Origin of the sequence: Neorhizobium fuzhouense, assembly GCF_042611105.1 — a bacterium.
Lineage (GTDB): Bacteria > Pseudomonadota > Alphaproteobacteria > Rhizobiales > Rhizobiaceae > Neorhizobium > Neorhizobium galegae_A.
Genome location: NZ_JBHFFP010000007.1, coordinates 41,374 through 55,200 on the forward strand (window position 1 = coordinate 41,374; position 13,827 = coordinate 55,200).

Here is a 13,827-nt window from a genome sequence, read left to right on the forward strand (position 1 = left end):
TCATGCGGCCTGCCTGGAATGGAGCATGCTGTTTCCGATTAACGGAAAGAGCGCGATGCGATCGAACGGATGTCGTAGCGGGTCAGGCCGATGTCGCTGAGCGCCTGGGTGGACAGGTTGCCCAGTTCGTTCATGGTACGGCGGTAGCTGATCCAGCTCTTGGCGAGACGAATCGGGTTCATGGGGATCTTCCTCGAATGTGTTGGTCCGTCGACGGGTTCGTCAGCGGCGATGACGGTCTTATACATCCGCATAATTAGAATGTGCAGTGCAAAAACCAGGCGACTGCCATGCGTTTGTGCAATGTGCTGAACAAATTTGCGTCTTTGGGTAAAAAATGAGCGCCACAGTCGGCGGCCTAACGAAGGAAAAATGCGCATAAAAAAACGCCCCCCGCAGGCGGGAGGCGTTTTGAGAAGCAGGACGAGGCCTGCTGCAGCAGATGCTATTCGTTAGATGCCAACAGCCGTGCGCGCAACGCGACGGATTTCGGCGCGGCCGATGCCGAGGTCGTTCAGTTCGCGGTCCGACATGCGGCCGAGTTCCGAAACGGTCTGACGATACTTGCGCCAGTTGGTGAGCGAGCGAGCGATGTTCATGGTCATGTCCTTCTTTGGTTCCTGCCGAGGCCCCGCTTGGGTCGGGCGCCTCTCAAATCGATTGAATGGGGTTATATGCTGCACTGCGTATAAGCAAAAGCGCCGATGCCGTATGCCACCTATGCACCGGCTGCATTGCTGGTGAAGATCTGTTAAAGTCTGTGGCGAAAACATGAGCGGCACTCCCGAACCGGGCAGTTTCATCGTGGCGGTGAAGGAGGCCCTGAAGCAAAAACGCCCACCGGGGGAGGACCGGTGGGCGCCGTGCAAAGTGACCGGCGAATGGGAGGAGGAGGGTCGCCAGTCTATCGAGGTTCGCTGGGAGGAGGAGTGCGAACCGCCGAATCTCGTTCCGGGATCATCCCGAGGCGTTTTGCGGATTGACCGCCGACAGCCATGTCGCTGCAGGGCCGACCCTGCTGATGAAATGACTATATCCGAGCAGGCTTCATTGTGCACTGCAATATCTGAGGGTGAGCCATTCGTCTGGCGCATGCCTTGACACGCGCTTTTTTAATGTAGTGTGCAAATATTAGAGCTTGGTAAACAACGGAGCGCTTCGCCCCCAAACCCGAGCATAAAGAGTTTCCTGTCTGCTGCCGCGGCAACTGTCATTTTTCCTTTGCGTGCGGAAAAAACGGTTGTTATAGAGACGCGCGCTCCGGAAGGCCTCTGCGCGAGGAATTTCCACGCGGTTTTGGGGCGCGGGTATGGTGAAATTGGTAGACACGCCAGATTTAGGTTCTGGTGCCGCAAGGCGTGGGAGTTCAAGTCTCTCTACCCGCACCAGTTCCGCGGCAGCTTCTGCCGCAGGCCTGATCCAGCTGGTGGCCCAGAGCCCCAGCGCGCACGAGATTGCATCGAAGCCACGACCGGCGACAGGTTCCGGCGTCGTGCTCACCGAAACCACGGCTGTCTGAGCACCGCCGCATGATATGAAGGTATGACAATGCAGGTTATCGAAACGCTCGCTGAAGGGCTGAAGCGCGAAATCAAGGTCGTTATCCCGGCCAAGGACATGGAACAGCGCATGAACGAGCGCCTGGCGGAAGCCAAGGACAAGGTGCGCATCAATGGTTTCCGTCCCGGCAAGGTTCCGGTCGGCCATCTGAAGAAGATGTACGGCAAGTCGATCATGGCCGAACTCGTCAACGAGATCGTCCGCGATCGCCCGAGCGCCATCCTGTCCGAGCGCGGTGAAAAGTCGGCGACCCAGCCGACCGTTGCGATGACCGAGGACGAAGCCGAAGCGGACAAGATCCTGAACGCCGAAGTCGATTTCGAATTCACGCTCTCCTACGAAGTCATCCCGGCCATCGAACTGAAGCCGACCGCCGGCATCAAGGTCGTGCGCGAAGTGGTTGATGTTCCGGAAGAAGAAGTCACCGAGCAGATCCTCAAGATCGCCGAAAGCGCGCGCACCTTCGAAGCCAAGGATGCTGCTGCAGAAACCGGCGACCGCGTGACGATGAACTATCTCGGCAAGGTTGACGGCGTGGCCTTCGATGGCGGCGCCGCCGAAGATGCCGAACTCGTCATCGGCTCCAACCGCTTCATCCCGGGCTTTGAAGACCAGCTGGTCGGCGTCAAGGCCGGCGAAGACAAGGTCATCACCGTCACTTTCCCGTCGGAATATCCGGCCGCAAACCTTGCCGGCAAGGAAGCCACCTTCGACATCACCGTCAAGGAAGTGGCAGCACCGGCCAACCTCGAACTGAACGACGAACTGGCCACCACGCTCGGCGTCGAATCGCTCGACAAGCTGAAGGAAATCGTGCGTGGCCAGATCGAAGGCCAGTACGGCAACGTCACCCGCCAGAAGGTCAAGCGTCAGATTCTCGACCAGCTGGACGAGATGTATAAGTTCGACACGCCGGAAAGCCTCGTCAACGCCGAATTCGACAACATCTGGCGCCAGATCAACACCGATCTCGCCCAGTCCGGCAAGACCTTTGCCGATGAGGACACCACGGAAGAAGAAGCCCGCGCCGAGTATCGCAAGCTGGCTGAACGCCGCGTCCGTCTCGGCCTGGTTCTCTCCGAAATCGGCGAAAAGGCCGGCGTCGAAGTAACCGAGGAAGAAATGCAGCGCGCGCTCTATGCCCAGCTGCAGCAGTTCCCCGGCCAGCAGAAGGAAATCCTCGATTTCTTCCGCAACACGCCCGGCGCCTCCGCATCGCTGCGCGCTCCGATCTTTGAAGAAAAGGTCGTCGACAAGCTGCTCTCGGAAATCGACGTGACGGACAAGACCGTGACGAAGGAAGAGCTTCTCGCCGAAGACGAAAACGAAGGCGAAGAAAAGACCGAAGCCAAGAAGGCCGCTCCGAAGAAGAAGGCTGCCAAGGCTGAAGCCGAGGCTGCCGAGGGCGAAGAAGCTCCGGCTCCGAAGAAGAAGGCCGCTTCGAAGAAGAAGGCTGCCGAAGGCGACGCTGAATAAGCGTCTCCCGGCTCAATAGGCCATTTGCTTGCAGAAAGACCTCCGGCGTCACCGCCGGGGGTCTTTTCGTGCGTGGCTAAGGTCAGAGAGGCGACTGGCGGTGAGGAGCGTGGCTGGCTGGCAAGGCGGCAGTCAGGGGCGTGTCGCCGACCTGCGACGGGTCAGGATCGGATTGCGGTCGCAACCGCTGTCGGTGCAGTGATACAGCAGCCCCGAATCGGGCTTCGACGATCAGGCGTCACCGGCCCGCTTGACCGTGCTTCCAGAGCTGGACTTATGTTTTAGGAGGGCTTGGCAGAAGGGGCGAGCGTGAAGGATTACCGGCGCTGCGCAAGGCGAAATTCTGCCACTCTGGTCCGCTTGAAAGAGCGGCGAGTGACCGCCGGCCGTTGCTGCCGGCGGGGTGTCTTTACCGCATTCAGGCGACGCGGCTATGGTCCAAGGAGCGCTCTTCCAGGAAGGCGCTGTAAAATCCGGTATCGATGCGGCGCATGGCATGCTCGATGGCCCAGCCGAAGGCCCAGGCATCGCACATCAGCTGCACATCTTCGCGGCCAAGCCCATCATGGACCATCGGGCGCAGGAACGGGTTTTCCTGCGCGGTCGCACCCAGCATGCGGGCCTTGGACCCGCGCTCCTGCCATTCGAGAAGAGACTCAATATTCATGTCTTCACCTGTTTCAGCAGGCGTAACTAGTCTCGCTCCTCTCGTCGGGCAAGGTGGATACCTGACGAATGCTTAGTATTTTTTTAACCGTCATCATCGTTAAAAAGCTTGCCGAATCAGTCGGATGCTGAATCAGCGCGGTTGACGCTGCAAGCTGAGATAGACCGGATCGAAACCGGCAAACCGCTGCAGGCGGTTCCAGTCGGTGACAGTGATGCGCTCCTTCGACCAGGTCATGCACTGCTCGCTGCGCAGTTCCTGGATTACCCGGTTCATATGGACAAGCGAGAGGCCCATCACGTCGGCCATCTGCATCTGGGAAAGGGGAAAGTGAAAGCTGTTGTCCTCCACCCGGTTGACGATGCGCAGGCGCAGGTAAAGCTCGCAGATGATGTGGGCCAAATGTGCGGCCCGCGCCCGTCGTCCCATCGCCACCAGCCATTGGCGGCTGATGGCACTCTGGATCAGCGTATCGAGCCACAGGAGGCGCGTCAGGTGCGGTTCGGTTTCGGAAAGCTCGCGCAGTGCCGAATGCTCGGCCACGGCTATGCGGCAGGGGGACAGAGCCACGAGGCCGTGATCCATGGTCTTGACCAGGAAGGCGTGCAGGTCGACGAATTCGCCGGGCACATGCAGCGAGGTCAATTGCCTCTGGCCATCCCCGGTGATGGTGTAGCGTGCGGCAAAACCGTCGAGCAGCAGGCAGCTGGTCGTCGGCTGCTCGCCTTCCTTGACGATATCCTCATGGGTCGCAACCCGCCGCTCGCGGGTCAGAATCGCGCGCAGCCGCGCTTTCTCGCGCTCATCAAGCGTATCTCTGTGCTCAAGGTTCAGCAGCAAGGGCTCTATCAAGGTCTGTCTCCGAAGTCAGGTCAGTCCGGGTAGATGTTCAACGGGCTCGGGCGCTGTTTGTGCCCTTTTGGGGGGAACATTCTTTGCGATGGCTGATTGTGTCCCGGTAAGGCATGGTGATGACGATGACCCGCTATCTCTTTGACATCCACAATGACGGTCTCGATCATGAGCCGGTTCCGATGGAGCTCTCCTCGCGGGAGGATGTGGTGCGCGAAGCCGGACGGATCCTGGCCGACATGGCGCGGGACGAAATGCGCGGCAGCCGGCAGATGTCCATCTTTCTCAATGTGCGGGATGAGACCGGGCGGCCGGTCTTCGTGAGCAGTCTGTCTTTCATGGCCGAATGGCTGGAAAAGGACGGCTGAGATCATGACCACGGCTCAATGGGAGGAGGCGTTTCCGCCTCCTCCCATTGACCATAGGGGTCAGCTGCGTTTCAGTGCTCGAAGCGCAGGTAGATGGTGGCAAGCGGCGGGAGCGTGAGCATGAGTGACTGTGCATGGCCATGGGCCGGCTGCTCTTCGCTCCACACTTCGACATTGCCGAGGTTGGAGCCGCCATAGACGGCCGCGTCGGTGTTCAGGATCTCGCGCCACCGTCCGGCCAGCGGCACGCCCACACGATATCCTTCCCGCGGCACCGGCGTCATGTTGGAGATCGACAACACGGCCCCACGGCCATCTTGAGACTTGCGCAGCATGCCGAAGACGGAATTTTCCGCGTCGTCACCGATTACCCACTCAAATCCTTCCGGGTGAACATCGCCGTATTGCAGGGCAGGTTCGACCGCATAGATCCGGTTGAGATCGCCGATCAGCCGCTGTACGCCCGCATGATCCGGCCGGTCGAGCAGGTCCCACATCAGCGACGCGTCGTGGTTCCATTCGGTGGCTTGCGCAAGTTCGGCTCCCATGAACAGCAGCTTCTTGCCGGGATGCGCCCACATGAAGCCGAAATAGGCGCGCAGGTTCGCCATTTTCTGCCAATGGTCGCCCGGCATCTTGCCAAGCAGCGAGCCCTTGCCGTGCACCACTTCGTCATGGCTGAGCGGCAGCATGAAGCGCTCGGTATAGGCGTAGACCATGCCGAAGGTCATCATGCCGTGATGATATTTCCGGTAGATCGGCTCCTCTTCCATGTAGTGGAGCGTGTCGTTCATCCAGCCCATGTTCCACTTGAAGTCGAACCCGAGGCCGCCCTCGTTGACGTCCTGCGTCACCCCCGGCCAGGCGGTCGATTCTTCTGCCACCGTGAAGGCGTGCGGGCAGCGCTGGTGGACGATGCTGTTCAGGTGCTTGAAGAATTCAACCGATTCGAGATTTTCCCGCCCGCCATACTTGTTGGGGATCCACTCGCCGGCATTGCGCGAGTAGTCGCGGTAGAGCATGGAGGCGACCGCATCGACGCGCAGCGCATCGATATGGAAATGCTCGAGCCACTCCAGCGCTGACGCAAGGAGGAAACCCTTCACCTCGTTGCGGCCGAGATTGTAGATCAGCGTGTTCCAGTCCTTGTGGAAGCCTTCACGCGGATCTTCATGTTCGTAGAGGGCCGTGCCATCGAAGCGCGCCAGACCCCAGACATCGGTAGGAAAATGCGCCGGCACCCAGTCGAGAATGACGCCGATGCCGGCGGCATGGCAGCGGTCGATGAAATAGGCAAAATCTTCCGGCGTGCCATAGCGGCCTGTCGGCGCAAACAGCCCGAGCGGCTGGTAGCCCCACGACCCGCCAAACGGATGCTCCATGATCGGCATCAGCTCGATATGGGTAAACCCGAGCTTTGCCGCATAGGGCACAAGGCGCTGGCTGAGTTCCACCCAGTCGAGCGACCGGTTGTTTTCCTCGGCGATGCGCAGCCACGAACCGAGATGCACCTCGTAGACCGAGAGCGCGGTTTCGCCGGAGCGGATGTCCGCCCCTTTGCGCATCCAGGCATCGTCGGTCCAGCGAAAGGGCGTGCTGGAGGCAACGATGGAGGCAGTGGCGGGCGCTGCTTCGCTGGCGCGCGCGACGGGATCGGCCTTCTGGGCCAGCACCGTGCCGTTGCGATCGACGATTTCGAACTTGTAACGATCGCCGGGGCCGAGACGGGGTACGAAAATTTCCCAGATTCCGGCCTGCGCCCGAAGCCGCATCGGATGGCGGCGTCCGTCCCAGGCGTTGAAATCACCCACGACGGAGACGCGCCGTGCGTTGGGTGCCCAGACGGCAAAACGCACGCCTGATACGCCCTCCACCTCCATGGCGCGCGCGCCGAGCGTACGGCCAAGGTCGTAATGGGTGCCTTGGCCAATGAGGTGCAGGTCAAGCTCGCCGAGCAGCAGGCCGAAGGAATAGGGGTCTTCGGTTTCCTGCACGGCTTCCGGCCAGGCGATCCGGTAACGGTAGCGTCCGCCACTTTCGACGGCGGCGGCAAAGACGCCGCTCGCATGCACCCGGTGCATCTTTGCGATCACCGCGCTGCTGCCAGCCTCGATGATCTCGACACCTTCGGCGCCGGGCAGGAAGGCGCGGATGATGCTGACGCCGTGCGAGGGATGCGGCCCGAGGATGGAGAACGGGTCGCCGTGACGGCCATCCACGAGTGCGGCAAGCGCCTCATCGGAGATGCCGGTCATGAGTTCGGAGCGTTCGATGTTCATGTCTTTTTCTCCGAGAGCCTTTGAACAATGGCAGAAAAGCCTGAGAGCGGGATCGGCAGCCACTTCGGCCTGTTGCGGGCCTCGTAGCCGATCTCGTAGGCTGCTTTCTGCAGGAGGTAGAGGTCGAGCATGCGCTGGCGATCGTCAGGATTGACGCGCAATGCATCGGATTGATCGGTGATGGCGAAATAGGCGTCGAGGAAGGCCGTCTCCGCCTGCTCGGCAAAGGTGCGGATCATCGCGGTGCGCTGCGGATTTTCCGTTTCCGCCACCGCTTCCGTATCCAGTTCCGCCGTGGCGGCGAGATAGCTCAACGAGCGCAGAAGACCGGCCACATCCCGCAGCGGAATGGTTTTTGCCCGGCGTTCGGCCAGCGTCTTTGCCGGCTCGCCCTCGAAGTCGATGATGTAGGCATCGGTTTCGGCCACCAGGATTTGGCCGAGGTGAAAGTCGCCGTGGTTGCGGATCATCAGGGCGCCTTCTGCGGATCGGGCGAGATCCGCGGCAATGGAAAGCAGATCCTCCCGGCGTGACAGAAGCGGTTCCACCATGGCGGCCGTCTCGGTGTCGAGATCACTGTTTGCCTCCGACAGGATGGACAGCGTCTTTTCGATCTGGTCCACCGCTGCCTTGCGCCACAGTTCGACGTTTTCCGGCAGGGCCGGAAGCGGCCTGAAGTCATCGTTGTCGGTCTCTGCCGCAAGCGCCACATGCAGTTCGCCCAGCCGCGTGCCGATCGTGCCGGCAAAGTTGACCAATGGCCGCATCAGGTCGCTGATGGTGGCCGGGTCGGCGTCGGATAGCCCGACATCGTCGAGAACGCGGCGCAGGTTGGAGAGCATCCAGTTCCAGGCGTCTCCCTGGTTGCGGACGGCCCCCTGCACGATCATCAGCGTGTAGCGCTCGCCCTCCGGCGCCGTGCGCACCACTTCGCCGAGAAGCGGTGCGGTGTTCTGGTAGCCCACCTCCGTCAGGTAGCGAGTCATTTCCACTTCCGGATGGATGCCCGGGAAGATGTGGCGGATGAGCTTGACCATAGCCATGTCGGCAATGATCAGCGAGCTGTTGGACTGCTCGGCCGACAGCCAGCGCACCGGCATGTCATCGGCAATGCTCATGCAGTCGAGCTGGTCGGAGCCTAAAAATTCCAGCGTGCCGCCGCGGCCGGAAAGGACGGAGCGTTCGCAGAGACCACGGATCACCCCACGCGCCATCGCTTCCAGCGCAAAACCGTCCGTGAGGAAGCCGACGCGGCGTCCCTGCCGGATGCGTGCCAGCGCCAGCTGCTGGGCAAGCGCCGGTGGCTGCGTATCGTCCCAGGCCGCCGTCAGCGGCAGGAGATAGGTTTCGGTATGGTCTTCAAGCTCTACGGCAAGCTCGCCGAGCAGGATGTTGTGCGTAATCCCCATCGGGGTTGCGGCAACCAGCGTTGCCTTCTTCATCGCTTCGCCCTTGGAGCCGAACCAGCGGCGCTTGTCGAGATAGGCCGGCAGGATGTCGCGCGAAAGGGTTTCTGCAAGCTTCGGCTGATCGATGAGTTCGGTCAGATCGCGCCGCACCACCAGCGTGTTGAGGTCGGCCAGTTGCGACGGCGGCTCGGTGCGCCAGGCAGGGCCATCGGCCTCTGCCACCAGCTGGAACCAGTAGAAGGAAAACGGCGGCAGCGTCAGCAGATAGGTCAGTTCGCCAATCGGCGGGAAGGGCGACATGCCGGTGAGCTCGATCGGCACGCGTCCCTTGAACTCGGAAAGATCAAGTTCCACCGCCTGCGGCAGGCGCGAGAGATTTGCCACGCAGAGCACCGTCTCGCCCTGATATTCACGCAGGTAAGCCAAGATCTTGCGGTTGCCGGGGGTGAGGAAGCGCAGCGATCCGCGCCCGAAGGCCGGGTGCTTGCCGCGCAGCGCCAGCATCCGGCGCGTCCAGTTGAGAAGCGAATGGTTGTCGACGCTCTGTGCCTCGACATTCAGTGCCTCATAGCCATAGAGCGGGTCCATCACCGGCGGCAGCACAAGCCGGGCAGGATCGGCGCGCGAAAAGCCGCCATTGCGGTCATTCGACCACTGCATCGGGGTTCGCACCCCGTCGCGGTCGCCGAGATAGATATTGTCGCCCATGCCGATTTCATCGCCGTAGTAGAGAACGGGCGTGCCGGGCATGGAGAGGAGCAGGCCGTTCATCAGCTCGACGCGGCGGCGGTCGCGTTCCATCAGCGGCGCCAGGCGGCGGCGGATGCCGAGGTTGATGCGCGCGCGACGATCCGAGGCATAGATGCTCCAGAGATAGTCGCGCTCCTCGTCCGTCACCATTTCGAGCGTCAATTCGTCATGGTTGCGCAGGAAGATCGCCCACTGGCAGTTTTCCGGGATTTCCGGCGTCTGGCGCATGATGTCGGTGATGGGAAAGCGGTCTTCCTTGGCGATGGCCATGTACATGCGCGGCATCAGCGGGAAGTGGAATGCCATGTTGCATTCGTCGCCATTGCCAAAATATTCGGACGTGTCCTCAGGCCACTGGTTGGCTTCGGCCAAAAGCACCTTGCCGGGATGGGTGGCGTCAAGGGCCGCGCGGATCTTCTTCAGGATTTCATGGGTTTCCGGCAGGTTCTCGTTGTTGGTGCCCTCGCGTTCGATGAGGTAGGGGATTGCGTCAAGGCGGAAGCCGTCGATGCCGGTTTCCAGCCAGAAGCGCATGACGTTCAAGAGCTCGTCCATCACCTGCGGATTGTCGAAATTCAGATCCGGCTGGTGGGAATAGAAACGGTGCCAGTAATAGGCGCCGGCCACCGGATCCCAGGTCCAGTTGGATTTTTCCGTGTCGAGGAAGATGATGCGGGTTTCCGGAAATTTTTGGTCGGTGTCGGACCACACATAAAAATCCCGCTCCGGCGAGCCGGCCGGTGCATTGCGAGCCCGCTGGAACCAGGGGTGCTGGTCGGAGGTGTGGTTGATGACAAGCTCGATGATGACGCGGATGCCGCGCTGATGGGCGGCATCCACGAAGGCACGGAAATCATCCATCGTGCCGTAATCGGGACTGACCGCACCGTAATCGGCAATGTCATAGCCGTCATCGCGACGGGGCGATGGGAAGAAGGGAAGAAGCCAGATGGCAGTCGCCCCGAGCGAGGCGATATGGTCGATCTTTTCGGTCAGCCCCGCGAAATCGCCGATCCCGTCTCCGTTTGAATCGAAGAAGGATTTTACGTGCAGCTGGTAGATGATGGAGTCCTTGTACCACAGCAGGTCCTGCTCGGCCTGCTGGTTCTGCATCATATCCATGAATATCCTCCCTTAACGGACGCGCCAGACGGAAAACGGCAGGCCGGGCTCGAGCCGCAACCGCTGCCATTTCCCCGTCAGCGTGAATTTTTGACCACTGATCAGGTCTTCCATGTTAAGTGCGCCATGGTCCGGGAGGTTCCATGACCAGAGAGGTATCTCTACATCTGCCTCCTGCGGCTGGTGCGGATCGAGGCTGACGCCGATCAGGAGCACGTTTTCGCGGCCGGGGCTCGCCTTCTCGTAAAACATCACATTGTCGTTGAAGGCGATGAGCTGGCGCAGGCCGAGATGCGAGTGCAGTGCGGGATTATCGCGCCGAATGCGGTTCAGCATGGCAATCTCGTTCTTGATATGCCCCGGCCGGTCATGATCCCACACGCGGATCTCGTATTTCTCCGAATCCGCATATTCCTTGCGCTTGGCGTCCGGGCGGCCTTCGCAGAGCTCGAAGCCGTTGTAGACGCCCCAGAGGCCGGACAGCGTGGCCGCGAGTGCCGCGCGGATGAGATAGGCCGGGCGCGATGCGTTCTGCAGGAAGTCCGGGTTGATGTCATGCGTGTTGACGAAGAAGTGCGGGCGGAAGAATTCGCGCGGCTCTTCCGTCGTCAGCTCCCGCATATAGGTTTCGAGCTCCGCCTTGGTGTTCCGCCACGTGAAGTAGGTGTAGGACTGCGAGAAGCCGACCTTGGCGAGGCGATACATCACCTTCGGGCGGGTAAAGGCTTCCGACAGGAAGACCACGTCGGGATGGCGCCCGCGGATATCGGCAATCAGCCACTCCCAGAACGGAAACGGCTTGGTGTGCGGATTGTCGACCCGAAACAGTTTGACGCCATTGTCGACCCAGAGCTGCACGACGTCGCGAAGCTCGGTCCACAGCGACGGCACGGCATCCTTGGCGTAAAAATCGACGTTGACGATGTCTTCGTATTTCTTCGGCGGATTTTCGGCGTAGCGCACGGTGCCATCCGGACGCCAGTCGAACCAGCCCGGATGGTCCTTCAGCCAGGGATGATCCGGCGAGGCCTGGATGGCAAGATCAAGGGCGATTTCCAGCCCATGTTCTGCGGCGGCGGTAACCAGCCTGCGAAAATCCTCGAATGTGCCAAGCTGCGGATGGATGGCATCATGACCGCCATCCGGCGAACCGATGCCATAGGGGCTGCCGGGATCGTTCGGCCCGGCGGTCAGGCTGTTGTTGCGGCCCTTGCGGTTTGTCGAACCGATCGGGTGGATCGGCGGGAAATAGAGGACGTCGAAGCCCATGTCGCGAATGGCGGGCAGGCGGGCAATCACGTCATCGAAGGTTCCGTGACGGTTCGCATCGCCGCTCTGCGAGCGTGGAAAGATCTGGAACCAGCTGGCGAAGGCTGCCTCGCGGCGCTCCGCATCGAGGGGCATGGCAGCGGAGCGGACGCGATGCGGTCGCTGGTCTGCCTCGGCCATCAGCCGGAAGGTGTCGGCGGAAAGGAGCACCTCGACCTTCTCCGCAGCGCCCAGCGCCTGCAGCCGGTCGTGAAGCGCTGACAGCCGCGTTGCCACATCGCCCGAAGCGCTGGCCTTCGCCCCTTCGACCAGGGTAATGCCTTCGATGGTTTCAAGCGTCAGATCGAGGCGCGCCTCGTGCTTCTTGGAAAGCTCGTAGCGGAAGATGGCAAACGGGTTGCGCCAGGCCTCCACGGCAAATTCGTAGCGCCCGAGCCGCCGCAGCGGAAATTCCCCCCGCCAGCGATCGTTGACGACCATGCGCATCGGCACTTCCGTCCAGTCCGCTTCGTCGGCTGCGCGATAAAACAGGCTTGCCGAAATCGGATCATGCCCGTCGCCGAACACGTCGGCTTCCACCTCGACGGTCGAGCCCACCACGCGCTTGACCGGGAACCGGCCGTCATCGACGCTGGGGCTGACCTTTTCGATGGCAAGGCGGGGCGAGGCGGCGGCCTCGGCCACGTCCGGCACCGCGACGGCATTCACAATGGCCGGAGACGCCGTGCCCTGGAACAGGCGCAACTCGCCGGGCTGCAGTCGCAAGGGGCCGGTGAGCGTGACCGGCGACTGGCTGTCTGCATCCCGAATCGGCAGGAAGCCGGACGCCGCTTCGCGCACCGCATTGAGCGGAGCAGGGGCTGCGCGTCGAAGGTCGCGATTGACCACCACGAGACGCAGGTCCCGGGCACTGCGCAGATCTTCCGCATCCGGCATGATGAGACCGATCGCCGGCGTCTGCGAGGCCGCGATGAGCCGCAGCGGCCGGCTGCCGGTCGATCCGCGGGCCGTGCTCTTCTGCGCGTTGACGGCCCGGATGTCGGGCGAAAGATCGTATAGACCGCCATCGGCCAAAGCGCGAAGTCCGCCGCCTGTGCCATAGGTCGGATCGAGCGGTGCCGTTGCGCCATACTCGAAACCCATCGGCATCATCAGCCCCTGGCCGAGCGCACCGGCCAGTTGCAGAGCCTGGCGCGCGCGCCGGCTGCGGATCTCGGCACTGTCCATGCCATGGGCGAGGCGCTTTGCAAACGGGGCTTCCGGAAAGGTGATCTGGTAGGCAAAGCGCCGCTGGATATCGTATTCCTCAAGGAACCAGCGTTCTTCAAGATCCCACCAGGCAAGCGACGAAAAACAGCCATCGAATCCGTTGTCTGCATCCAGATCCGCCAGCTGTCGGCGCACGTCGAAACCGGTGCCGGGCGTCCAGGCGAGGAAAAGCGCCTCCGGGTTTTCCGTTCGGGTCGTCGCAATCAGGCGCGACCAGAGGTCAGCCGGCAGCCGGTCGATGCCAAGGCATCGGAAGCCGGAGACGCCGGCTTTCAGCATAAGGGCGAGGCGCTCATTCCAGAGGGAAAGATGCGCGTCCAGCGCCTGCGGGGCGTTGAGGTGCAGCGGCCGGCTATGGGCGACCAGGGGGTGGATGCGCGGATCGGCAAGGGCCGACCGCTCTGCGTCCTTTGGGATCACCTCGCGATCGATCACGAGATCGAACATCAGGGAAAGGTCTTCGCCGCGCGCGCTTTCCACCAGGCGTGCAAGGCCTTCCGCCACATCATCGCCCAACCCGAGATCCGGGTCGAGGTGCTCAAAATCGGCCGAGACGAAGAGGCTTGCAGCCTCTGCCCGGCGAAACAGCGGCGCACTCAGCACCGTGTCGAAGCCGAGGCTGCGGGCGTGGGCGAAGAGTGCCTGCCAGGCCTCGAAACCCTTCAGTTCAAGGGGATGCACATAATAGATGCGGGGCGCATTTTTGACAGGGATGGGCTTGGTGAGGGAGGATGGAACCGATGACATGGGGCCGCCTGACGTAAGGTTTCGCAGGGCCTAACGCAGGCATGGCGGGCTTGTTCCAC

General features: G+C 61.7%; 9 protein-coding genes and 1 tRNA gene. 3 read left to right on the top strand and 7 right to left on the bottom strand.

Translation table 11 applies throughout. From position 1 onward, the window contains the following. Positions 1–38 precede the first annotated feature (38 nt). Both ACEXP3_RS13880 and ACEXP3_RS13885 read right to left on the bottom strand, forming a co-directional pair. Positions 39–182, bottom strand: a complete 144-nt coding sequence (locus ACEXP3_RS13880; protein WP_210104767.1) for a DUF1127 domain-containing protein — start codon at positions 180–182, stop codon at positions 39–41. 270 nt (positions 183–452) lie between these two features. Next, a complete protein-coding gene (locus tag ACEXP3_RS13885; protein ID WP_210104768.1) occupies positions 453–599 on the bottom strand; it encodes a DUF1127 domain-containing protein in 147 nt (48 codons plus the stop codon). A 704-nt stretch (positions 600–1,303) separates the two neighbouring features. On the opposite strand from ACEXP3_RS13885, the gene ACEXP3_RS13890 reads away from it, so the two are divergent. Together ACEXP3_RS13890 and tig are read left to right on the top strand one after the other, a co-directional pair. Continuing rightward, positions 1,304–1,388, top strand: a tRNA-Leu gene (locus tag ACEXP3_RS13890). Between the two features lie 160 nt (positions 1,389–1,548). After that, entirely contained in the window at positions 1,549–3,036 is a 1,488-nt protein-coding gene (gene tig, locus ACEXP3_RS13895; RefSeq protein WP_210104769.1) for a trigger factor, read from the top strand. Positions 3,037–3,454: 418 nt separating this feature from the next. Here tig and ACEXP3_RS13900 read toward each other — a convergent pair whose 3' ends face one another. Further along, the gene (locus ACEXP3_RS13900; RefSeq protein ID WP_210104770.1) at positions 3,455–3,703 is read right to left on the bottom strand and encodes a CrpP-related protein; all 249 of its coding nucleotides are present in this window, start codon (positions 3,701–3,703) and stop codon (positions 3,455–3,457) included. 132 nt (positions 3,704–3,835) lie between these two features. Continuing rightward, on the bottom strand, positions 3,836–4,555 hold the full coding sequence (locus tag ACEXP3_RS13905) for a Crp/Fnr family transcriptional regulator (RefSeq protein WP_210104771.1): 720 nt from the start codon (positions 4,553–4,555) through the stop codon (positions 3,836–3,838). A gap of 125 nt (positions 4,556–4,680) precedes the next feature. Between ACEXP3_RS13905 and ACEXP3_RS13910 the strand changes: the two genes are divergently transcribed. Next, complete coding sequence (locus ACEXP3_RS13910) at positions 4,681–4,923, top strand: DUF6894 family protein (protein ID WP_377297832.1); 243 nt, start codon at positions 4,681–4,683, stop codon at positions 4,921–4,923. Positions 4,924–4,994: 71 nt separating this feature from the next. Here the strand turns inward: ACEXP3_RS13910 and glgB are convergent, their stop codons facing one another. The 3 genes from glgB to ACEXP3_RS13925 are packed head-to-tail and all read right to left on the bottom strand — an operon-like array spanning position 4,995 to position 13,768. Continuing rightward, positions 4,995–7,202 carry a 1,4-alpha-glucan branching protein GlgB gene (glgB, locus tag ACEXP3_RS13915; protein ID WP_377297833.1) on the bottom strand — a complete coding sequence of 736 codons (2,208 nt, stop codon included), beginning with the start codon at positions 7,200–7,202 and terminating at the stop codon, positions 4,995–4,997. Continuing rightward, a complete protein-coding gene (gene treS / locus ACEXP3_RS13920) occupies positions 7,199–10,483 on the bottom strand; it encodes a maltose alpha-D-glucosyltransferase (RefSeq protein WP_377297834.1) in 3,285 nt (1,094 codons plus the stop codon). Before treS ends, glgB begins: the two co-directional genes overlap by 4 nt. A 12-nt stretch (positions 10,484–10,495) precedes the next feature. Further along, on the bottom strand, positions 10,496–13,768 hold the full coding sequence (locus tag ACEXP3_RS13925) for a maltotransferase domain-containing protein (protein WP_377297835.1): 3,273 nt from the start codon (positions 13,766–13,768) through the stop codon (positions 10,496–10,498). Positions 13,769–13,827: the final 59 nt, after the last annotated feature.

Bases quoted from the DNA above. Each gene is read 5' to 3' on its own strand.
- ACEXP3_RS13880 (WP_210104767.1), bottom strand. From the start codon at position 182: ATGAACCCGATTCGTCTCGCCAAGAGCTGGATCAGCTACCGCCGTACC.
- ACEXP3_RS13885 (WP_210104768.1), bottom strand. From the start codon at position 599: ATGAACATCGCTCGCTCGCTCACCAACTGGCGCAAGTATCGTCAGACC.
- tig (WP_210104769.1), top strand. From the start codon at position 1,549: ATGCAGGTTATCGAAACGCTCGCTGAAGGGCTGAAGCGCGAAATCAAG.
- ACEXP3_RS13900 (WP_210104770.1), bottom strand. From the start codon at position 3,703: ATGAATATTGAGTCTCTTCTCGAATGGCAGGAGCGCGGGTCCAAGGCC.
- ACEXP3_RS13910 (WP_377297832.1), top strand. From the start codon at position 4,681: ATGACCCGCTATCTCTTTGACATCCACAATGACGGTCTCGATCATGAG.
- glgB (WP_377297833.1), bottom strand. From the start codon at position 7,202: ATGAACATCGAACGCTCCGAACTCATGACCGGCATCTCCGATGAGGCG.
- treS (WP_377297834.1), bottom strand. From the start codon at position 10,483: ATGGATATGATGCAGAACCAGCAGGCCGAGCAGGACCTGCTGTGGTAC.
- ACEXP3_RS13925 (WP_377297835.1), bottom strand. From the start codon at position 13,768: ATGTCATCGGTTCCATCCTCCCTCACCAAGCCCATCCCTGTCAAAAAT.